Consider the following 20,053-nt stretch of genomic DNA (forward strand, 5'->3'; position numbering starts at 1 on the left):
ACCACAGTCGCCGGCCCGATCAGCCCGTCCGTCGGGCGGTCTTCACCGCTGCGGTTCCCGGAAGCGGTGAAGACCGCCCGACCGGTCGGGACGACCACCGAAATCAGGAGCCGTCGATCGGCAGTCTGCGGATGGCGAGCACGGAACCGTCCTCGTGCACCGAGACAGGGCCGTTCCACGTACCGCGGTCCAAGCCCGTTCCGGGCCAGCTGCCGCGGAGCGCGTACACCTCGCGGCGATACCGTTCCACCTCGCCCCGTTCGAGATGGCCGAATAAGGGCTCGGCCACCCCGGAGAAGGCTTCTACACGTGTCCCGTTGAGCCGGAAGACGTGGTCGGTGCCGACGACGCCGATGCCCCGGATCACCCTGCGGATGCCCCGGTTACTCCCCAGCACGGCGTGCACATGGCCCCCGAAACGCTTTCTGCCCTGGCGATTCGTAATATAGCGGGTGACCGTGGCAGGGGATCCGACGAAGGCCGCCAGCCCGGCGGCAGCGGTACGGGCGGAAACCCGCCGGAACCACGGGAAGTCCTCCGGCCGAAGGTGGTATCCGGGAACGGTCGGAGGTTCGGTTCCACCCTCCTGCGGCGGTCGGATGACCCACGGACCGTTCCCTTCCCTGAACCGCTGGTCCAGATCACTCGGCGCCGGTATGCCCAGCCATCCCCCCGCACCTTCGGCGTGCAGCGCATGGACGGTGAGCGGTCCGTTCCGCGGAAGCAACGCGGAACTGAAGACCATACCGGGTGTTTCGTTCCACTCCCCGATATGCACGGCCTCGACGTGCGCCGAAGCGGCAGCGAGTTGTTGATACGACGCCTTGGATCCGGAGGCGTGGTTCGCCCTGCCCACAATGGGGACGATCAACGACGAATCACCCGGGCGCCAGATTTCGGCGAAGAACTCGGGGCGGAATCTCCACGGCTGCGCATCATGCCTGGGCGAGAGCGTCGACCATCCGGCGAGGAGCGTGGTATCGGCGGGAACGAGCGAGACACGGTGGTCGGGATAGCGTCGGCGCAGCACGATCCCGGCCAGCGCGAGTCCTATACCGTTCCCGAGCTCCCGGGCCTGGACGGCCCGGTGCTGTCCGACGGTTTCCCGTCCTTCGGAAGAAAGCCCGAGGTAGCCGTACTCGTTTTGCGTCAAAGCCTGGAGGTAGGTCAGGCTGGCCCAGTGCTCGGCCATCCCGCGCGCCGCCCCCTGGTGCGCGAGGGCCATGGAGAGGCCCAGTGTGTGGAGCATGTCCAACGGTGCGAGCCGGACGTCGTCCTGTTCCCGCCACGGAAGCTCCCGCAGCCCCGGTTTCCGGCGCCGCGGTTCGCGACCGCGTTCCCTTTTCCGATCATCGTCCTCGTCCACTGCCTCTTGCATATTCCCGGCCAACCCGGGATCGGAATCGATCGCGATCGTAGACCTACGTACCAGATTCCTGAACACTTCGGCTGTCCCGGTCAGAGTATCCTCCTCGCAACTCGTGCAGAACCCGGAAGCACAGCACGAGCATCCCGGCCACGGTGCGGATCAGGCAACCCCGGGGAAGCGACATAAATCCGCGCAACGAAGAACGCCCCAGAGGCATATGGTGCAGGTGAGACTCCAGCGAAAACCGCCTCTTCGGATCCGCGGACCGTCCTGGTTCCGTTCCGTGCGCGGATCCGCTGATTCCCGGAATCCCCGTGCTTCGCAGCGTCGAACACGGGGGGATCAGATTCCCGGTTTACGGTTCCTCGCCGGCGAGCGCCTGTACCGGCGGGGCGGTTACGCGGAACACGGGGAACCGGTGGGCCACGCGCGCGAACTCCGCGAGCGGGGAGCCGGCGCTCACGGGAAGGTGCACTCCGGCGTTGGGCGCCCGCTGCAGATAGGTCATCGGCACCTGCGCGCGGTGCTCCGCGGCGACTTCTGCGAGGAGCACCTCCTCGCGGCGGCCGTGGCGCAGCACCGCGCTACCGCCAGCCGCGCGGACGTTGCGGACCCGGTTCGACCCGTCCCCGAGCATCGACACCAGGTGCCTCTCCCCGCCGGCGACGGCCATCACCAGCGGCGTGGCTACGGTCCGGCCCGTGCTCCTGCCGGCCACTTCGAGAACGACCAGGTGATCCGGGGCGATCCCGCGCGCGTCGACGACGAAGTCCCGCAACGCCACGGTGCGTAAAACGTTCCTATCCCCAGAGTGCGCCGCAACCCCGCGTTCGCCTCCGCACCTCTCCCGCTCATCGCAACACAGCACCTCCGAATTGGCCGAATCCGGCCACACAGTTGATCATCGGCCTCATTTGTCAGTAACTTCACTGAAACGTTTTAAGTGGTGCGGGTCACGTGATCCGCACCATGGACGCGTGCCACCGCACCATCCCCCTGCCCATCCCCACGCGACGACCTCGCCGCTTCGGCGGCGCGGGAAGGAGCGCCCATGCCCGCCCACGACGACACCGACGCCCACCGCCCCCGCTCGGGCTTCTCCCGCCGCTCGTTCATCGGCGCGGGGGCCGCCCTCGGCACCACCGCCGCACTCCAGCCCGCCCTCGGCCTGCCCGGCGCGGCCGCCGCCCCCGCCGAGGCCGACCTCACCGCCGGACTGGCCGACCCCGCGCGCGCCGTCCAGGCGAAATTCCGCTGGTGGTGGCCCCACGGGATGGTCGAACCCGCCGAGATCCGCCGCGAGATCGACCAGATCGCCGACGCCGGATTCGGCGGTGTGGAGATCTCCGACGTCCACCACAGCGTGGAGCAGGACCTCGACCCCGCCGGTTCGGGCTGGGGTACCGAATCCTGGTGCACCGCACTGGAGGCGGCACTCTCGCGCGCCGAACGCCGCGGCGTGGTCGTCGACGTCACCATCGGCCCTGCATGGCCGGCGGCGGTTCCCACCATCACGCCCCAGGACGACGCCGCCATGCGCGAACTCGCCCACGGCGCCCGGTTCGTCGACGCCGGGGAACAGGTCGACGGCCCGCTGCCCGAACCCGAAGTCGCCCCCGCCGACGGGGTGAGCGAGCGCTCCCTGTTCGCCGTGCAGGCGGTGCGGCTGGCCGAGGGCGCTTCACCCGGGGACTCCCCCTGCTCCCTGGATCCCGACACGCTCGTGGACCTGACCTCCTCGGCCGACGGCGAGCGGCTGTCGTGGACCGCTCCCGACGGCGGCGGCACCTGGGCGCTCCTCGCCTACTGGGAGCGCGGCAGCGGCCAGCGCCCCGAGGCCGGCCCGCACACCGAGCCGGCCTCCTACGTCGTCGACCACTTCAGCCGGGCAGGCACCCGCGCGGTCACCGGCTTCTGGGAGGAGCACATCCTCACCGGCGGCATCCGCCGCCTGCTGAAGGGGCCCGCCGGAGGTGCGCTGTTCGAAGACTCCATCGAGATGGAGACCGAAGCGACCCTCTGGACAGCCCGGATGCCCGCCGCGTTCGAGGAGCACACCGGCTACGACCCGCTGCCCTACCTGCCGGTGCTCGTGCGCGCCCACGAGGACAAGGTGTTCAGCTACGGCCCCGACGCCGACCGCCGCGCGATCGACGACTACAACGACGTCCTCTCCCAGCTCTACATCGACCACCACGCCGCCGCGCTCACGGAGTGGGCGCACGGGCTCGGCCTGCAGTACCGCATCCAGCCCTACGGACTGGAGACCGACGCCGCCGCGAAGGCGGCCGTGGTCGACATCCCCGAGGGCGAAACCCTGGGCTTCAACAACCTCGACGACTTCCGCAGCCTCGCCGGCGGACGCGACCTCGGCGGAAACACCGTGCTCTCCAGCGAGGCCGGCGCCGTCTACGGCGGCTCCTACAGCACCACCTGGAAGCAGACGGCGCGCACGATCGGGCGGGAGTACGCCGCCGGTGTCAACCAGGCCGTTCTGCACGGGTTCTCCTACGCCGACGCTCCCGGCGCCCGCTGGCCCGGATTCGCCGCCTTCACCCCCTACAGCGGAGGCGTCGGCTACAGCGAGTCCTGGGGGCCGCGCCAACCCACATGGCAGCACGTGGACGCCGTATCCGGTTTCTTCGCCCGCGCCCAGCACACACTGCAGTGGGGCGCCTCCACCGTCGACGTCGCCTTCCTGCGGCAGAAGGGGTATGCGGGCTCGGGATTCGGCGCCGCCTTCTTCAGCGACGCGGGTGTGCGCGCGGGCTGGACGCACCAGTTCGTGAGCCCGCGCCTGCTGGAGATCACCGATCCGGACGTGCACGACGGGGTGCTGGCGCCGGACGGCCCCGCCTACCGCCTGCTGGTCTTCGAAGGCGACGCGTTCAACGGCCGGGTGGCGACCCTGCCGCTGGAGACGGCCCGCCGACTGCTGCGCTACGCCCGTGCGGGCCTGCGGATCCTGGTCGTGGGCGACTGGAGCTCGCCGCAGCCGCCCGGCGTGGACCAGAGCGACTCCGGGGAGCTGGGCGAGACGGTGCGGGCCCTGCTCGACGAGCCCACGGTGCGCCGGGTGGCCACCCGGGAGGACATCCCCGACGGCATCGCCGCGCTCGACGCCGCCCCGGCCGTCTCCTACGCCCAGGACTCGCCGCTGCTGCACGCCCGGCGGCGCTCCCGCCGTCTGGACGCCTACTACCTCACCAACGGCTCCGACGACACCGAGGTCGACCACGACGCCGTCTTCGCCACGGACGTCCGCCACGCCTACCCCTTCGCCGTCGACCTGTGGACGGGCGCGGTCTCCCCGATTCCGGTGCACACCGTCGAGGACGGCGGAATCCGGCTGCGCGTGCGACTGGCGCCCGGGGCCTCGACGGTGATCGCCCTCGCCCGGCCGCAGTGGGCCAAGGACGCCGCCGGCGCGTCGGAGGGGACGCCGCCGGGGCAGCTGCGCAAGCTCCGCTTCAGCGAAACCGACGCCGACACGGTGCACGTAGTCGGCAAGAGCGCCAAAGCGCGGGCCGCGAAGGCGGGCACCTACACCGCGACGCGCGCCGACGGCCGGTCGGTCTCCACGACGATCGCGAAGGTCGGCGAGCGGCGGGAGCTGACCCGCTGGCACCTGGAGGTCGAGGACTGGCGGCCCGGCGACGCGACCGCCGAAACCGCGATCCGCACCCACGACCTGGACCTGGACGGGTTGGCGCCCTGGACCGAGCTCGACGGCCTGGCCGACGTTTCGGGGATCGGGCGCTACACCGCCACCGTCGAGCTGGGGGACGGCTGGACCGGCGGGCACGGCGCCTACCTGGATCTGGGCCGGGTCAGCGACCTGTACCGGGTGCGGGTCAACGGCGGCGCCGTCCCCGCCGGCGACCAGATCGCCCCGGTCGTCGACCTCGGCGACCGCCTGAAGCGCGGCACGAACACCGTCGAGGTCGAGGTCTCCACGACCCTCATCAACCGCATGCGGGCGTTCCGCCCCGATGTCTACGGCGACGTGCCCCGCCAGGAGCAGGGCCTGATGGGCCCGGTCCGCCTGCTGCCCTACGGACAGGCCAAGCTGTAGCCCGCCCCGGCCGGCGGTCCGGGGCCGAGCCCCGGACCGTCGGCGGCGGATCGGGCCACGGTCGAACGGAACGAGGACGTCCCGCTGCGGCGGACCGACCGAAACCGCCGGCCCCGCCCTTCGGTGCAGAGCGGGGCCGGCGGACCGGGTGCGTCAGGACGAGGCCGCCGCCTTCTCCGCCTTGGCGGGGCTCTGCCAGATCCGCAGCAGCCGGGCGAGCAGGCCCAGCAGCAGGGCCGCCGCGCAGGCGCCGGCGCCCAGTGCCCAGGCGCCGTAGTTGACGGCGAGCACCGGCAGCAGTGCGGTGATCAGGCCGCCGCCCAGAACCGGGCTGAAGAACGGCGCGCGCAGCGCGTAAGCGCGGGCGGCGTCGGTCTTGAGGTCGGGGTCGGCGGTGCGCAGCAGCATCAGGCCCACCGAGGAGACCGCGGTCAGCGTGCCGAAGTTGACGATGGCGTGCTCGAACCAGGACTCGCGGAACATCCGCGGGCCCGCCCAGTAGAAGAACGCGACCGCGACCGCGGCGGCAACCAGCATGACCAGGGTCAACGGCACGATGTTGGCCAGCACCACCGGCACCGAGACCGACGCCACGGCCGCGACCACGAGCAGGTCCAGCGCGGCGCCCTGGATCGCGCGCAGGCTGCCCGGGTCCACCGCGTCGGCGATCCGGGTCCGCCCGATCACCGCCTGCACGACGGCACCGCCGATCATCGCCAGCGGGAACAGCGGCATGCCGGGCACGACCAGCTCCAGTGCCGACTGCAGAATCCAGCCGATGAACACCGCCACAGCGATGAGCGCACCGTGGAAGGCGAGTCCGTCGACGAGGTCCTTGTTCAGCGTGACCCGGCCCAGGCCGGGGCGTTCGTCGCCGCTGAGCAGGTCGCGGGTAGCGGCTGCGCCCCCGGCGTGGGGCACGTCGCCGCGGCGGGCGCCGATGTTGATCAGCACCATTCCCATGACGATGCCGAACACCAGGCCGACGGTCGCACCGGCAAGCGCGAGCGCTCCGCCGTCGGCCCACCCCAGGTCGGAGTAGACCGGGGCCATCCCGCCCGCGGTGCCGTGGCCGCCCGGCCAGCCGATCTCCACGATGGTGCCGAACATGGCGTCCACGTTCCAGAAAGGCATCAGAACCGCCGCGCACACGAGCATCGGCACACCGATCATCAGCAGGTCGCCGATGTAGCCGAACAGCAGCTGCGGCGCGATCAGCCGGTAGCTCTGCCGCACGTTGGGCATGCGCACGCCGATGAGCATCGGCGCGAACACCACGGTGATGAGGATTCCCGGAAGCGTCGACCAGGTGGCGGTCATGCCTTCGGGGAACAGGCCGGCGCCATAGGGCCCGAGGGCGGCGCCGAGAACGCCGCCGATCAGCGCGGCCGGGATGAAGAGCCTGCGCAGCGGGGTGAACAGCAGCCGCAGCAGTACTCCGGCGAGGATGAGCAGGCCCAGCACGGTGAGGGCGAACAGAAGTGCGGTGACGGTGTCGCCGGAGACTTCGTCGGTGGGGAACATAGCGCTCCTTGGGTGGCCGTTGGGGGCGGGCGGCCGGCGGCCGCTCCCGGCCGCGGTAGGTGTGCCCCGGGCGCCGCGTGCGCGGCGGATCCCGGGCGCCTTCCGCGGCCCGGGTTCAGAACCGCGTTGCCGAGAAGGGGGCCAGGCTCTCCGGGCGCGCCCCCGTGCGCGCCCAGAACGCCAGCGCTTCGGCCACCGCCGGTGCGATGGCGAAGCCGTGCCCGGTCCAGCCGGTGCCCACCAGGGCGTTGGCCGTTCCCGGTACGCGGTCGATGACGGGGATCTCGTCGGCGCTGCAGGACTCGGGCCGGGCGGCGTCGGCCAGGTCGAGTTCGGCGTCGGACAGGTCGGCGTAGACCTCGGCTGCGGCGCGCAGGTTGCCGTGCACGTTGGCCTCGACGGTTTCGCCGCGGTCCAGTTCGGCGTTCCATCGGCCGCGCCAGCCGCCGCTGACCATGACGCCGCCGTCGGGCAGCGGTTTGAGCGACAGCGAGCGGTGGTCGTGGCCGATGAGGTGGCGCATCGGCGGCCCGGACTGCGGCACCACGCGCAGCGCCTGCGGGAGGATGCGCCAGACCGGCAGACTCACGCCGAAGTGCTCGCGCAGCAGATCGGGCGCTGCGGTGTTGTTGAGGATCAGCAGCGCCTGACCGATCTCGTAGCGGCGGCCGTCGGGGGTGGTGACGGCGGTGGCGCGTCCTCCGGCGACCTCGACGCCGGTGACCGGGCTGTACTCCTCTACTGCGGCGCCGCGCGCCCGCGCTGCCGCGGCGAAGGCCGCGGTGGCGGCGCCGTGGTCGGCGGTACCGTCGAACGGGCAGTACAGGGCTCCGCGCACCTCTGCGCCGACGGCGGGCTCCAGGGCGAGCACGCGGTCGCGGGTGAGAACCTCGGTGGGCACGCCGTTGCGGTTCTGCACGTCGGCGTGCGCCTGGGCGGCCACCAGTCCGCCCTTGGTGCCCGTCGCCTCCTGCTCGATGAGGTTGAGCCCGCCGGTGCGCTCGTAGCCTGTGTCGGCGCCCAGGCGTTCGGAGAGCGTGGGCCAGAGGCGGTAGGCGGCCCGCATGAGGGGGAGTTCGCGCAGGTCGCGCCGGTTCCCCCGCACACCGCGCCGGCCGAAGCCGCCGGAAGCGCCCGAAGCGGTTTCACCGGCTTCGAGGAGGAGCACGTCCTCCCCGGCGTCGGCGAGCATCCACGCCGCGGCGCACCCGTGGATGCCGCCCCCGATAATCACGAACTGGTGTTTCATCGAAGTCGAGTCCTTGCCAAGAGATCTGCTTCCGAGGAAGCGTAGTGTTCACTTCATGGTTGGATCAATAGTGACATGAAAACTTCATCAACTGACGACGGCGGGTTCCGCGCCCGCGTAACGGCGCGGCTGGACTCGCTGTCTCCCCGGGAGCGCGCAGTCACCGACTTCGTGCTCAACCGCCCCGCGGAGGCCGTGACCGCCTCCGCCCAGCAGCTCGCCGCGCTGACCGGAACCAGCGACGCGACCGTGGTGCGCACCGCCCGCTCGCTCGGCTTCAGCGGGCTGCGCGAGCTCAAGCGCTCGGTACTGGACATGCTCACCGCGCGGCGCGACCCCGCTATGGTGCTCGACCAGCGGCTGGAAGGACTCGGCGATCACCCGGTTCTGGACCGGGTGATCACCGACAGCGCCGACCTGCTGCGCCGCCTGCCCGAGGTGCTCGACACCCGGGCCTTCGCCGCCGCCGTCGACCTGCTCGGCGCGGCGGCGCGTACCGTCTGCTACGGCATCGGCCCGGCGTCGACGACGGCACGCTACCTGGCCATCGAGGTGGGCCGCCTGGGGAAGCGCAGCGTCGCCCTGGAGGCCTCGGGCTTCCGCCTCGCCGACGACCTGCTGGGCATCGGCGGAGACGACGTGGTCGTCGTCGTGGCTCCACTGCGCCTGTTCCGCGAGGTCGAGGCGCTGTTGGAGCACTGTTCGGAGGTGGGGGCACCCGTCGTGGCGATCACCGAGGCGCTCGGCGACGAACTGCGCGACCGCGTGCACGCCGTGCTGAGCACTCCCCCCTCCACCGCGGGCACCGCCGACGAGGGCTTCGCGGGCCGAGTGGTGGCCCACGCCCTGGTCATGGACCTGGCGGCGCGCGACAGATCCGGATCGGTCGCGTCCCGGCAGCGGTTGAACCGGCTGCGCGGCACGATCGCGGGCGACGGCATCGACGCCGACGTCGCGCCTTCCGACCCCGGCTGAGCGGGCGGCGAAGCGATGTGAGGGCCGGAGGCCCGGGGCCGGTCCCCGGGCCTCCGGCGGCGGTCAGGGGCGGCCCGGGCGGGGCCGACCCGGTTGGGGCGGCGGCACGCTCGGCGGGGTGCGGGGCGACATCCGGCACCGGGCGGGGACGGCGGCCGGAGGCGAGGACGGCCGCCCCGGCCGGAACCGGGTGATCGCCGCGGCCAGCTCGGCCTCGCCGTCGCCGCACACCAGGACCATGGCCGCGCTGTGGGCGGCCCAGCACTGCCCCGTGGCGGCGCCGTACCAGACGGTCCAGCCGTGGGGGCGCCAGGCCCGGCGCAGCCGCGCCAGCGGCGGGGCGGCCTGCGCGCGCTGCGGTGCGGGCGCGGTCGCCGTGCGGGCCGTCGGGGCGGCGGCGCCCAGGGACGCGGTCATGGCCGGACCTCCTCGGGCATCGGCACTGCCGGAGCGGCGGTGCCGGTGTCCCAAAGCAGCTCGAAGAACGTCCCCGCCCCGCATCGGGACGTGAAGCGGCCCCAGCGGTAGGCGAGCGTCGCGACCAGCAGCAGCCCACGCCCGTGCTCGGCGTCGGGGGCGGGCTCCGGTGCGGTAGAGGGAACCTGGAAGGGGGCGCCGCCCTCGTCGCGGACCTCCACGCGCAGCCGTCCGGGGAGGAAGAACGCGCGGACGGCGAACCGCCCGCCGACGTCCCCGCTGGGCGTATGCAGCACGGCGTTCGTGGCGAGTTCGGACAGCAGCAGCACGGCGGTATCGGCGGTCTCCGCAGGGACACCGGCGACGCTCATGCGGCCGTGGAGCCACGTCCGCGCCGCCTTGACGCAGTGCGCGCGGCCGTCGAACCGGAATGCGCACCGCCGCTGCCGGAGGCGCCGCGGAAATCGGGATTCGGGAGCGATAGCGTTGGACATGAGTCCTCACCTGCTGGTTCAGGTCGTGGGCTAAGGCCCTGGTCAGTGTGCCTGCACTGGTCAGGGCCGCTTTTGTCTGAAGCGGATACTCGGCTTCGGGCAGCTCCGACTTCAGATGGCCACAGTGCCACGCAATTTTGTATCCGCCCTCGTGCGGCCATGACGTGCAGTTTCTTGTGGAAACAGGTGGCACGGCGTAGTGAAAAGTGGTCAACTGTAGCCATGAGCCACGATGTGCGGATGGCGGAGCGGGCAGCACTCGTACAGTTCGGCAGCGAACTGCACAGATTGCGACGCACGTCCGATATGTCCCAGCGCGAACTCGCCAAGGCGACTTTGGTGTCGCACCAGATGCTGGGGGCGATCGAGCGCGCGGAGCGGTCTCCACGGAAAGAGTTCGCCGAGAAAGCCGACCAGGTACTCGGCGCCAACGGCACCCTCGCTCGGCTGTGGCCGGGCGCGCGGGACGCGTATCCGCATTGGTTCAAGAAATTCATCGATGTGGAGGCGGAAGCCGAGGCCATCTACGACTTCCAGGTCCAAGCGGTTCCCGGCCTCTTCCAAACGAAGGACTACGCTCGCGCCGTCCTCGGCGCCGGCTGGCCGCCCAAGACAGAGGAAGAGAACAGCCGCCTACTCGCAGTCCGACTCGAGCGACAGACGCTGCTCCAGCGCAACCATCCTCCGCTGCTGTGGGTCGTAATCGACGAGGGGGTACTTCGCCGTCCGGTGGGGTCGGCTGAGATCATGATCGAGCAGCTCGGTCGGCTCTTGGAGATCGCCGCTATGCCTTTCATCCGGCTTCAGGTCCTCCCCTTCGCGAAGGGCGTACACGCTGCGATGGACGGCGCCTTCAAGGTGTTGGACATGAGTAACGGCGAGAGTGCGGCCTACGCGGAAGTTCCGGGAACCGGCCGGGTGATCACCGACGGCAACGAAGTCTCGCAATGTGCGTTGCGTTTCGGCGCACTGCGCTCGGTCGCACTCTCCCCAGACGAGTCCGGCGAATTCATTCGCCAGTACAAGGGAAAATACGAAGATGAAATCCATTGATTCCGGCTGGCGCAAGAGCAGTTATAGCGGAAACCAGGGAGGCGACTGCGTCGAAGTCGCCGACGAAAGACACCGGGTCCACGTCCGCGACACCCGCAACCGGGAGCTGGGCCACCTGTCTTTCCCCGCCGCCTCCTGGCGAGCCTTCATCGCCGCCCTCAAGACCGACCGGCTGAGCGGATAGGCGTGTTTCGAAGGGCCGAGGTGCGGCCCGGAAAACGAGGCCCCCTCCGGAAACGCCACGGGCGCGTGACCGCGGGTGGCCGCCCCAGCACGTCCCGGTGGGGCCCTCACCGGGGGCGCGGGGCCTGGGGCCGGGCGGCTACGAGGCGGCTTCCAGCGGTACGCCGCTGCCGCGCCATACGGCCGCCAGCTCCTGCACCGGCACATCGAGCGCATCGCCGAGGCCGATGATCGTGCCGAACCCGGGCGAAGGCAGGCGGCCGGTTTCGATCTTGCGCAGGGTTTCCGGCGAAACACCGGCCGCGTGGGCGACGTCCGCGAGGTCGCGCCCTGCCCGCGCGTGGCGCAGCAGGGCACCGAGGCGCCTGCCGGCTTCGATCTGTGGGCTCGGCCGCACGATGCACGAAGGGCCGCACGTGTCGAACAAGGGCAGGGCGGGACACGGCCTGAAGCTCCGCTCGGGGCTGACCCTCGCGCTCGAACCCTGGTTCGCCCGCACAACCGACCGGATCGCCTACGACGCCGACGGCTGGACCATCCGGTCGGCGGACGGCTCGCGCACGGCCCACTCCGAACACACGGTGGCGATCACCGAGGAGGGCCCGCTCGTGCTCACCCGGCGCCGATCCGACCGCCCGGCGACGGAGCCGCATGCGCCGACCCGCCGGTCCGCGACGAGCGCGTGACGCTCCACCGCCGCCGGCGCCCGGGAACGCGCCCCGCCCCTGCCGGTCACCCCTCCGGTTCGACGACCACCGTCCCCGCGCCGCCGTCGATCGTGATCAGGTCGCCGGTGGAGACCGCCTCGGTGGCACCGGGCAGGCAGATGACGGCCGGGATGCCGTACTCGCGGGCCACCGTGGGCCCGTGGGCGACGACGGATCCGGTTTCGGTGACCAGGCCGCCGGCCGTCATGAACAGCGGAGTCCACCCGGGGTCGGTGGTGGGGGCCACCAGAATCTCGCCGGGTTCGATCCGGGCGCCGGAGGGGTCGAGGACCACACGTGCGCGCCCAGTGGCCCGGCCCGCCGCGGCCGGTGCGCCGGTCAGCGTCCCTTCGGATGCCTGCAGCGGCGGGGCCGGCGCCTCGACGGCGGTGCCGTCGGACAGCAGCGCGGCCGGCACGTGGCGGCGGCGCAGCTCGCGGGCGTGGACGGCTTTGCGGTCGGCGACCAGAGCGCGCTGGTCGAGACCGCCCTCGGCGGCGGCGCGGGCCTCGTCGAGACCCAGGAACACGATGTCCTCGGCGGCCTCCAGCCGTCCGCGCTCGGCCAGCTCCGCCCCGGCCAGCAGCAGCTGCCGGCGCATCTCGGCGTAGGGGACCAGCCAGGCGAACTTCGCCAGCTCCCGCATGCCGGCCAGCTCCCGCGTGCGGCGCATCAGGAACGCGGCCGCCCGCCCGCGCACGGGGCGGGCGCCGACGGCGCGCCGCGCCAAGTCGGCGACGGCGGCCTCGGCCTCGGCGGCGGCGCGCGCGAAGCGCCGCGGCGGGGCCTGGTCGGGGTCGTCCAGGCGCAGGTAGTTCGCGATGGTGGCGAACAGCGGCGCGGGGTCCTCCGACCAGCGCGGCAGGCCGATGTCGATCTCCCCGCCGGCGCGGTGGCCGTAGCGGTCGAGGAAGCCCTCCAGGCCGATGTCGGGCAGGGTCCCCGCGTGGTAGCGCGCCGCGAGCTCGGCCGGGTCGGTTCCGGTGAGCAGCTCGCGGTACTCGGCGGCGCCCTCGGCCAGCCGCCACAGCTCCAGGTCCATCTCGGTGGTGACGTTGTGCGGCGCACCGGCCAGCACCGCGGCCGCCTCCTGGGGTGTGGCGATACCTTTGAGCAGCGCGGGGAGGACCCGGGGCAGGAAGACGCCGACCATCGTCGGCATCGCCGCCGCGAAGACGTCGGGGCCGTAGACGCGGTCCAAACCGTCTTCGCCGATGTAGCGCAGCCGTTCGGAGGCCTCGGCACCGGGGCCGGGGCCCCGATGCCGGCGCAGCTGCGCGACGGCCTCCGCCGCGCGGGCGCGCGCCGCTTCCGGGCGGGCGAGGGCGCCGGCGAAAGCGAACACAGTCGGCGGCCCGTACCGCAGAGCCAGCCGGAGCAGCGCCGCCACAGGCAGCGGCACGGACCCGCGATCGGCGGAGAAGCGGGGGTCGGCCAGCATGCGCCGCACGGCGGCCTGCACGCGCGGGCCGTAGACCTCCATGCTCTCCGCCAGGTTCGGGCCGATCCACCGGTTGCGCATCAACCCGGTGACGTCGGTGAAGAGCCGCCCGCCGATGGGGACCATGTCGAAGAGGTCGCGGACGCCGTCGTCCAGGCGCGCGATCGCGAACATCCGGTCCAGGGCCTGCTGCAGCAGGGACATGCCGATCGGCGTGAACGGCCGCGCCATGCCCTGGATGGTGCCGACCTCCAGGTACAGGCGGGGTTCGGGGCGCCGAGGGGCCGCGGGCAGCGGGAAGAGCGCGGTGATCGGACGCGACTGCAGCAGCCACAGGACGCCGTCGCCGTCATAGGCCCACTCGACGTCCTGGGGCGCACCGAAGCCGCGCTGCAGGCGCTCCCCGACCGCGTGCAGCTCCTCCAGCTGCGCGGCCCGCAGGCAGCCGTCGTCGGGGGCCTCGGCGACGCCGCCGGCGTCGAGGACGTAGTGGTCGGGAGCGATGCTGCCGTCGACCACCGCGGTGCCCAGCCCCGAGGCGGCGTCGACGACGCTGCGGGAGCGGCTGCCGGTCGTGGGGTCGGCGGTGAACAGCACCCCGGCGGCCGCGGCGCCGACCATGCGCTGCACGACCACGGCCATGCGGGCTTCGGTACCGGGCGCCAGGTTGGCTTCGCGGTAGGCGCGGGCGCGGTCGGTCTCCAGCGACTCCCAGCAGCGCCGCACCGCCTGAACCAGCTCGCGCTCACCCTCGACGTTCAGACAGGTCTCCTGCTGCCCGGCGAAGCTGGCCTCGGGCAGGTCCTCGGCGGTGGCGCTGGAGCGCACCGCGACCGGACCGCCGCCGAGGTCGCGGTAGGCCGCCAGCAGGGCGTCCTCGGGGATCGCGCCGGCGGTGTAGGCGTCGGTGGTCAGGCAGAACCCCGGTGGAACGCGCTCGCCCAGGGCGATCATCGCGCCCAGCCCGGCGGCCTTCCCGCCGACGGTGTCCTCCATTCCCGCCGCAGCGGCGTCCAGGCCGACCACGTCCATGGCGCGCTCCTCCTCGCGGCGCCGCGGAGCCCGCTCGGTCCGGAGGCTCGCACCGACGGCGCCCTGCGGCCATACTCCCGCCGTGCGGGCGGGCCCGGCCAGGGCCGCACGGGCGTTCGCGTGTCAGGGGTGCGTTAAGGGTGCCGGGGCGCCAGCGTTCCGGCACCTGCCCGGCGCCGATCCCGACCAGAAGGAGTGCCGCCCGAGGCTCCGCCAGGCGAGAATGCCGGCGCTGCGGGGGTGTCGCTCCCGCGGGCCGACATCGTCGGCTCAGGCGTCGGCGAGGTGGGTGACGGTTCCGGTGTGATAGGTCATGTGCGCGATCGGCCACGCGGCCGTCTCGGCACCGGCGGCGTGCAGCGCGGTCCGCAGGACCGCGGACGCCTTCTCCAGCGCCGCAATCGGCTCACCGGTGAATACGAGGATCTCTACGTTCATGACCGATTCACCGGCGTCGCTGCTCACCGTCGGATCCGCGATGTCAGCGTTGCACGCGTCCAGATCCATGAGCGCATCCATGAGAGCGGTCGCCCGCTGATGGAACGAGGCGGGAGCCACCGGACCGGCAGTGTCGACGTGAAGGTCGAACACGACCTTCACCACCTGCTTGCTCATTGGTCCTCCTCGGTGTTCCTCATGCAACGCTGGCGCTTCGCCCAGCGAAGACGTTCCCCCCAATGACGGGGGTTGGAGGGCGTGAGGTGAATGTGGGTCATGTGCTCACCGCACGGACAGTAGACGGTGAAGTACTTCGGCGGACTCTCGATTCTCCAGCCTAGGCGATCGAACTCTTCGAGCGCCGCGCGCCCTTCCTTCTTGGGATGCCTGCCCCAATACCTACCCACGGTTTGTTCTCCGCCACCCGTTCTCGACTCGGCGACCCGCTACGACCGCTCCTGCGAAGCTTCGGCAGCCTGTCTCCTCGTGCTGCCGACGCGGCTAGGCGTGGCCACAGGTATGTCAGCCAGTCGGAGGGAGTGCATGGTCTTCCTGCTTGTTAGCCGATAAGGGACGGGCCCATTGTTGCCCTCTGTGACTCCTGCCGTGGCGAAGTGCCGAGGTTGGCCGCTTCCGGCCATCAGGGCTCGCCTGCGGGGGGCGCGCCAGCCGTGCACGCGCCGGAGCCCATGTGCCGCTTGCCACAGGGGTCTATGACCTCTAGCATTCCGGCGGCGGTGAATCGATTCGACATCGGACCTGTACGTCCGATTATCGAATCGATTCGACGACTCAGTGAGGAGGCAGGGCATGGCCACGATCAAAGACGTCGCCCGGGCGGCCGGGGTGGCGCCCAGCACGGTGTCCTATGTCCTCAGCGGGTCCCGGAAGATCTCCGCCGAAACCCGCACCGCAGTACAGGCGGCCGTCGAGGAGCTGGGTTACCACCCCAACGCCGGAGCGCGGTCGCTGCGCAGCACCCGCACCGGCGTCCTCGCCCTCGCGCTGCCGCTGTCCGGACGCGGGTACCTGCCCGTCGGCGGGCGCTTCATGTACGGGCTCAGCGAAGCGGCCGGCCGGCACGGCTACCTGGTGCTGCTGGTGACGCCGCCCGGCCAGGACGACACGGGTGCGGGGCTGGAGCGTGCCGCACGCGGCCGGTTCGCCGACGCCGCGGTGCTCATGGGAGTCGAGATGGCGGACCCCCGCGTCGCGGCCATGCGGGAGCTGGAGTTCCCGGTCGCCCTCATGGGCCACCCCGACGACGAAGCCTCCGCCCCCTGGACCGACCTGGACTGGGAAGAGTCCGTGGTGGCCGCGGTACGCGCCCTGCGCGAAGCCGGCCACCGCCGCGTGCTCTACCTGGGCACGGTCGAGGAGGACGTCGGCGCCCGCCGGACGTATTCGGTGCGCGGCATCCGCGGCGCCGAACGCTCCGCCGCCGAATCGGGCACGGCCGTCGACGTCTGCCACTCCAGCGACGACCCCGCCGAGCTGTACCGGCGCCTGGATTCCCGCTTCGACTCCGACGCCCCGCCCACCGCGCTCGCGGTCCAGCACCCTCCGGCGATCCCGGGCATCCTGCGCCATCTGGCCGCGCGCGGGATCGAGGTGCCGCGCGACGTGTCGCTGGTGGCGGTCGGCAACTTCCCCGAAGACCTCGGCGGCCTCGACGTGACCCGCATCGAGCTGCCCGTCGAGCGGATGTCGGCCGCCGTGACCCGGCTGGCCGTGGAGGCCGCCGCACACGCCGGTGATCCCGGACCGTCCGGCGACGGCGGCCGCGCACCGAACACGCTGATCCCGCCGCACCTCATCCGGGGCGCCACGGTCGCCCCCGCTCCCTGACCCCGTCCCCCACCGCCCGCACGCGGCGGCGCCGAGTCCCCATCCCCGTTCCCCCTACCCCGTCGACCCCCGACCCCGCGGCGGGCGGGCCCCGTGCCCGCCCGCTGCCGGAGACTCCATGAGACACCGACTCTCCCGCCCGCCACGCGGCGCGGCAGCGGCGGCCGCCGCAGTGGCGCTGGTCTGCGCCGGCTGCGCCGCCGAACCCGACCCGGACGTCTACACGATCATGAACTCCGCCACCGACGAGCCCTACCACAGCTGGGACGACGAGGTGATGGCCGAGTGCGGCGCCCAGGCGGGCGTAGAGGTCCGCCAACAGAGCGTGCCCGCCGACCAGCTCGTCCCCAAGGCGCTGCGCATGGCCTCCTCGCACTCGCTACCCGACGTGCTGGTGCTCGACGGCTCGGACATGCCCCAGTTCGCCGACCCCGGCGGCCTGGTGCCGCTGGCCGAGCTGGGCATGCCCCCGGACGAGCTCTCCGACGGGGCCCGCTCCTTCGGCAGCTACGACGGCACCTACTACGGCGCCGCGCGCTCGGTGAACTCGCTGGGCCTGTTCTACAACGAGGACATGCTGGCCGACGCGGGCGTGGAGCCGCCCCAGACCTGGGACGAGCTGCGCGAGACGGCGGCCGAGCTGACCGAGGGCGACCGCTACGGGCTGGCGATCAGCGCGCTGTCCACCGAGGACGGCGTCTACCAGTTCCTTCCGTGGCTGTGGTCCAACGGCGGCGACGAACGGCGGCTGGACGAACCCGAAGCGGTGGAGGCGCTGGAGTTCGTGTCGTCGCTGATCGACGACGGCTCGGCCTCGCGCTCGGCGGTGAACTGGACCCAGGCCGACGTCAACGACCAGTTCGTCGCGGGCAACACCGCCATGATGATCAACGGCCCCTGGCAGAAACCGGTGCTGGACGAGCACCCCGACGTCGACTGGGGCGTGGTCGAGGTGCCGGTGCCCGAGGAGGGCGCCGACCCGGTGGCGCCCATCGGCGGGACGACGTTCACCGTCCCGGCCAACTCCCGCAACCCCGAGCGCGAACAGGTCGCCGGCGAGCTGGTGACGTGCCTGACCGCCTCCGACGCGCAGCTGGAGTGGTCCACCAAGGCCAACAACGTCCCGGTGGCGCCGCAGGCGGCCGAGGAGTACCGCGAGCAGGTGCCCGAGCTCGCGGCCTTCGCCGACCAGGTCGAGACGGCGCGCAGCCGCACCGAGCACGTGGGCACCGACTACAGCGTCTACTCCCAGGCCATCGGAACGGCGGTGCAGGCCGCGCTGACCGGCGAAGCCACACCCGAGCAGGCGCTGACCCGGGCCCAGTCCCAGGTGGAGCAGGAGCTGAGGAGCCGGCCATGACGACAGCCGTCGACGAAACCGCGCAACCGCCCGCCCCCGCGGCCGGTGAACGCCCCCCGCGCAGCAGGTCCGGCGCCGGCCGCCGCCGCGTCCTGGCGCAGTGGCTGTTCGTCGCGCCCGCCGTGCTGTACATGCTGATGTACTTCAGCTTCCCGCTGGTGCGCAACGTGGTGATGAGCTTCCAGAGCTACACCCCGGCCACCTACTTCACCGGGGAGGCGCCCTTCACGGGGCTGGACAACTGGCGGGCGGTGCTCAGCGACGAACTGTTCGCCGCGTCGCTGTGGCATACGCTGCTGTTCACGCTCGGATCGCTGGCCGGCCAGTTCGTCCTGGGCATGGCCTTGGCGCTGTTCTTCCAGCGCCGCTTCCCGCTGTCGGGGCTGATGCGCTCGCTGCTCCTGCTTCCCTGGCTGATCCCGATGGTGGTGGCCGGCACCCTGTGGCGCCGCGTCCTGGACCAGGAGACCGGAGTGCTCAACGGCGCTCTGCAGGGCCTGCAGCTCACCGACTCCGCGATCCCGTGGCTGAGCAGCCCCGATTTCGCGCTGCTGTCGGTGATCCTGGTCAACATCTGGATCGGGATCCCGTTCAACATGGTGATCCTCTACGGCGGCCTGCAGGAGATCCCCCGGGAGATCCGCGAAGCGGCGGTGCTGGACGGGGCGGGCTTCTTCCGCCGGTTCTTCAGCGTGACGCTGCCTATGCTCAAGCCGGTGGTCACCGTCGTGCTGGTGCTGGGCTTCATGTCCACGGTCAAGATCCTCGATCTGATTCTGGCGCTGACCAACGGCGGCCCGGCCCACGCCACCGAGACACTGGGCACGCACACCTACCAGCTGTCGTTCCTGCAGCTCGACTTCGGCCAAGGCGCCGTGGTCGGCAACATCCTGATCCTGGTCAGCATGGTCTTCGCGGTGATCTACCTGCGGGCCAACCGCGAGGGGGTGACCCGATGAGCAGCACCACGAGCGGAACCGCGGCCCGGGGCGTGCGGCCGACGCGCGCCAAGCGGCCGGACTACCTCAGCGCCGCGGCGGGCACGGCGATCCTGGCCGTCCTGCTGTTCCCGCTGTACTGGATGGTCAACACCGCGCTGCAGCCCGACGCGGCCCTGGCCGAGGTGCGCTGGCTGCCCCAGACCCTGGACCTGAGCAACTTCCGGCGGGCCTGGAGCTCCCAGGCCGGCAACCTGCTGACCAGCATCCTGGTGGCGCTGGGGGCGGTAGCGGTGTGCCTGGCGCTGGCCGCGCCGGCCGCCTACGCGCTGGCGCGGTTCCGGTTGCCCGGCGGACGCGCCGTGGTCTTCGGGACGCTGATCACCCAGATGGTTCCGGGGATCGTGGTGGCCAACGCGCTCTACAACGCCTATGTGGAGCTGAACCTGGTCAACTCCTACCTGGGCCTGATCCTGGCCGACGCGTCGCTGGGGCTGCCGTTCACCATCATCCTGCTGCGCGCGTTCATGGTGTCCATCCCCGAGGAGGTCCTGGAGGCCGGGATGGTCGACGGGGCGGGCCGGTGGCTGGTCATGCTGCGGATCGCGCTGCCGATGAGCCGCAACGCGCTGATCACCGGCGGGCTTTTCACGTTCCTGTTCGCCTGGAGCGACTTCCTGTTCGCCCTGACGCTCAACACCACCGACGCGGTCAAGCCGGTGACGCTGGGGATCTACGAGTACCTCGGCGCGCACGTGGGCGACTGGGGCGCGGTGATGGCGGTGGCGACGCTGTCCTCCGTCCCCGCGGCCGTGCTGCTGGTGGTCGCCCAGCGCTATGTGGCGGCGGGGATCTCCGGCGGCTCGATCAAGTGAGCCCGCCCCGCTCCCCCGGCGCGCGGGGTCCGCCCCGGCGCCCGCCGGGCCGTGCGGCTGCCGGCCGCCGGCTTC

General features: G+C 72.0%; 17 protein-coding genes and 1 pseudogene. 9 read left to right on the forward strand and 9 right to left on the reverse strand.

Translation table 11 applies throughout. The features are described 5' to 3' along the window. Positions 1-103: 103 nt before the first annotated feature. Positions 104-1,249 carry a hypothetical protein gene (locus HNR25_RS01790; protein WP_221457406.1) on the reverse strand — a complete coding sequence of 382 codons (1,146 nt, stop codon included), beginning with the start codon at positions 1,247-1,249 and terminating at the stop codon, positions 104-106. A gap of 475 nt (positions 1,250-1,724) precedes the next feature. Further along, a complete protein-coding gene (locus HNR25_RS01795; RefSeq protein WP_184632878.1) occupies positions 1,725-2,153 on the reverse strand; it encodes a nitroreductase/quinone reductase family protein in 429 nt (142 codons plus the stop codon). 267 nt (positions 2,154-2,420) lie between these two features. On the opposite strand from HNR25_RS01795, the gene HNR25_RS01800 reads away from it, so the two are divergent. Beyond that, a complete protein-coding gene (locus HNR25_RS01800) occupies positions 2,421-5,444 on the forward strand; it encodes a glycosyl hydrolase (protein WP_184632880.1) in 3,024 nt (1,007 codons plus the stop codon). Between the two features lie 153 nt (positions 5,445-5,597). Here HNR25_RS01800 and HNR25_RS01805 read toward each other — a convergent pair whose 3' ends face one another. Further along, positions 5,598-6,968, reverse strand: a complete 1,371-nt coding sequence (locus HNR25_RS01805; protein WP_184632882.1) for a sodium/glutamate symporter — start codon at positions 6,966-6,968, stop codon at positions 5,598-5,600. A gap of 115 nt (positions 6,969-7,083) precedes the next feature. Then, complete coding sequence (locus tag HNR25_RS01810; RefSeq protein WP_184632884.1) at positions 7,084-8,217, reverse strand: NAD(P)/FAD-dependent oxidoreductase; 1,134 nt, start codon at positions 8,215-8,217, stop codon at positions 7,084-7,086. A 75-nt stretch (positions 8,218-8,292) separates the two neighbouring features. Between HNR25_RS01810 and HNR25_RS01815 the strand changes: the two genes are divergently transcribed. Further along, the gene (locus HNR25_RS01815) at positions 8,293-9,192 is read left to right on the forward strand and encodes a MurR/RpiR family transcriptional regulator (protein ID WP_184632886.1); all 900 of its coding nucleotides are present in this window, start codon (positions 8,293-8,295) and stop codon (positions 9,190-9,192) included. A gap of 63 nt (positions 9,193-9,255) precedes the next feature. On the opposite strand, the gene HNR25_RS01820 is transcribed toward HNR25_RS01815, so the two are convergent. Both HNR25_RS01820 and HNR25_RS01825 read right to left on the reverse strand, forming a co-directional pair. Then, the gene (locus tag HNR25_RS01820; protein ID WP_184632888.1) at positions 9,256-9,609 is read right to left on the reverse strand and encodes a hypothetical protein; all 354 of its coding nucleotides are present in this window, start codon (positions 9,607-9,609) and stop codon (positions 9,256-9,258) included. Then, positions 9,606-10,103: an ATP-binding protein gene (locus HNR25_RS01825; RefSeq protein WP_184632890.1), complete on the reverse strand. Its 498-nt coding sequence runs from the start codon at positions 10,101-10,103 to the stop codon at positions 9,606-9,608. Before HNR25_RS01825 ends, HNR25_RS01820 begins: the two co-directional genes overlap by 4 nt. A gap of 222 nt (positions 10,104-10,325) precedes the next feature. Between HNR25_RS01825 and HNR25_RS01830 the strand changes: the two genes are divergently transcribed. Further along, complete coding sequence (locus HNR25_RS01830; RefSeq protein WP_246463500.1) at positions 10,326-11,156, forward strand: helix-turn-helix domain-containing protein; 831 nt, start codon at positions 10,326-10,328, stop codon at positions 11,154-11,156. Next, positions 11,143-11,340, forward strand: a complete 198-nt coding sequence (locus HNR25_RS01835; protein WP_184632892.1) for a DUF397 domain-containing protein — start codon at positions 11,143-11,145, stop codon at positions 11,338-11,340. Before HNR25_RS01830 ends, HNR25_RS01835 begins: the two co-directional genes overlap by 14 nt. 138 nt (positions 11,341-11,478) lie before the next feature. On the opposite strand, the gene HNR25_RS01840 is transcribed toward HNR25_RS01835, so the two are convergent. Then, positions 11,479-11,766, reverse strand: coding sequence for a helix-turn-helix domain-containing protein (locus HNR25_RS01840; protein WP_221457407.1), 288 nt, complete (start codon positions 11,764-11,766; stop codon positions 11,479-11,481). Here HNR25_RS01840 and HNR25_RS01845 point away from each other — a divergent pair. Then, a pseudogene (locus HNR25_RS01845) lies at positions 11,723-12,025 on the forward strand (type I methionyl aminopeptidase); the annotation flags it as partial. The gene HNR25_RS01840 and the pseudogene HNR25_RS01845 sit on opposite strands and share 44 nt — an antisense overlap. A 46-nt stretch (positions 12,026-12,071) precedes the next feature. Here the strand turns inward: HNR25_RS01845 and HNR25_RS01850 are convergent. Further along, positions 12,072-14,519 (reverse strand): PEP/pyruvate-binding domain-containing protein, encoded by a 2,448-nt coding sequence (locus HNR25_RS01850; protein ID WP_184632893.1) that lies wholly within the window; start codon positions 14,517-14,519, stop codon positions 12,072-12,074. Positions 14,520-14,789: 270 nt separating this feature from the next. Next, complete coding sequence (locus HNR25_RS01855; protein WP_184632895.1) at positions 14,790-15,134, reverse strand: hypothetical protein; 345 nt, start codon at positions 15,132-15,134, stop codon at positions 14,790-14,792. A gap of 633 nt (positions 15,135-15,767) precedes the next feature. Here HNR25_RS01855 and HNR25_RS01860 point away from each other — a divergent pair. The 4 genes from HNR25_RS01860 to HNR25_RS01875 all read left to right on the forward strand — a co-directional run bounded on the left by HNR25_RS01860 (position 15,768) and on the right by HNR25_RS01875 (position 19,978). Next, positions 15,768-16,805 carry a LacI family DNA-binding transcriptional regulator gene (locus HNR25_RS01860; protein WP_184632897.1) on the forward strand — a complete coding sequence of 346 codons (1,038 nt, stop codon included), beginning with the start codon at positions 15,768-15,770 and terminating at the stop codon, positions 16,803-16,805. A gap of 118 nt (positions 16,806-16,923) precedes the next feature. Further along, positions 16,924-18,165, forward strand: coding sequence for a sugar ABC transporter substrate-binding protein (locus tag HNR25_RS01865; protein ID WP_184632899.1), 1,242 nt, complete (start codon positions 16,924-16,926; stop codon positions 18,163-18,165). Continuing rightward, positions 18,162-19,124: a carbohydrate ABC transporter permease gene (locus tag HNR25_RS01870; RefSeq protein WP_184632901.1), complete on the forward strand. Its 963-nt coding sequence runs from the start codon at positions 18,162-18,164 to the stop codon at positions 19,122-19,124. The genes HNR25_RS01865 and HNR25_RS01870 overlap by 4 nt, the downstream gene beginning before the upstream one ends. After that, positions 19,121-19,978: a carbohydrate ABC transporter permease gene (locus HNR25_RS01875; RefSeq protein ID WP_184632903.1), complete on the forward strand. Its 858-nt coding sequence runs from the start codon at positions 19,121-19,123 to the stop codon at positions 19,976-19,978. The genes HNR25_RS01870 and HNR25_RS01875 overlap by 4 nt, the downstream gene beginning before the upstream one ends. The last annotated feature ends 75 nt before the right edge of the window (positions 19,979-20,053 follow it).

Source organism: Streptomonospora salina (genome assembly GCF_014204715.1).
GTDB lineage: Bacteria > Actinomycetota > Actinomycetes > Streptosporangiales > Streptosporangiaceae > Streptomonospora > Streptomonospora salina.

Coding starts and splice junctions, on each gene's coding strand:
- HNR25_RS01790 (WP_221457406.1), bottom strand. CDS start 1,249: ATGCTCCACACACTGGGCCTCTCCATGGCCCTCGCGCACCAGGGGGCG.
- HNR25_RS01800 (WP_184632880.1), top strand. CDS start 2,421: ATGCCCGCCCACGACGACACCGACGCCCACCGCCCCCGCTCGGGCTTC.
- HNR25_RS01805 (WP_184632882.1), bottom strand. CDS start 6,968: ATGTTCCCCACCGACGAAGTCTCCGGCGACACCGTCACCGCACTTCTG.
- HNR25_RS01810 (WP_184632884.1), bottom strand. CDS start 8,217: ATGAAACACCAGTTCGTGATTATCGGGGGCGGCATCCACGGGTGCGCC.
- HNR25_RS01815 (WP_184632886.1), top strand. CDS start 8,293: ATGAAAACTTCATCAACTGACGACGGCGGGTTCCGCGCCCGCGTAACG.
- HNR25_RS01820 (WP_184632888.1), bottom strand. CDS start 9,609: ATGACCGCGTCCCTGGGCGCCGCCGCCCCGACGGCCCGCACGGCGACC.
- HNR25_RS01825 (WP_184632890.1), bottom strand. CDS start 10,103: ATGTCCAACGCTATCGCTCCCGAATCCCGATTTCCGCGGCGCCTCCGG.
- HNR25_RS01830 (WP_246463500.1), top strand. CDS start 10,326: ATGAGCCACGATGTGCGGATGGCGGAGCGGGCAGCACTCGTACAGTTC.
- HNR25_RS01835 (WP_184632892.1), top strand. CDS start 11,143: ATGAAATCCATTGATTCCGGCTGGCGCAAGAGCAGTTATAGCGGAAAC.
- HNR25_RS01850 (WP_184632893.1), bottom strand. CDS start 14,519: ATGGACGTGGTCGGCCTGGACGCCGCTGCGGCGGGAATGGAGGACACC.
- HNR25_RS01855 (WP_184632895.1), bottom strand. CDS start 15,134: ATGAGCAAGCAGGTGGTGAAGGTCGTGTTCGACCTTCACGTCGACACT.
- HNR25_RS01860 (WP_184632897.1), top strand. CDS start 15,768: ATGGCCACGATCAAAGACGTCGCCCGGGCGGCCGGGGTGGCGCCCAGC.
- HNR25_RS01865 (WP_184632899.1), top strand. CDS start 16,924: ATGAGACACCGACTCTCCCGCCCGCCACGCGGCGCGGCAGCGGCGGCC.
- HNR25_RS01870 (WP_184632901.1), top strand. CDS start 18,162: ATGACGACAGCCGTCGACGAAACCGCGCAACCGCCCGCCCCCGCGGCC.
- HNR25_RS01875 (WP_184632903.1), top strand. CDS start 19,121: ATGAGCAGCACCACGAGCGGAACCGCGGCCCGGGGCGTGCGGCCGACG.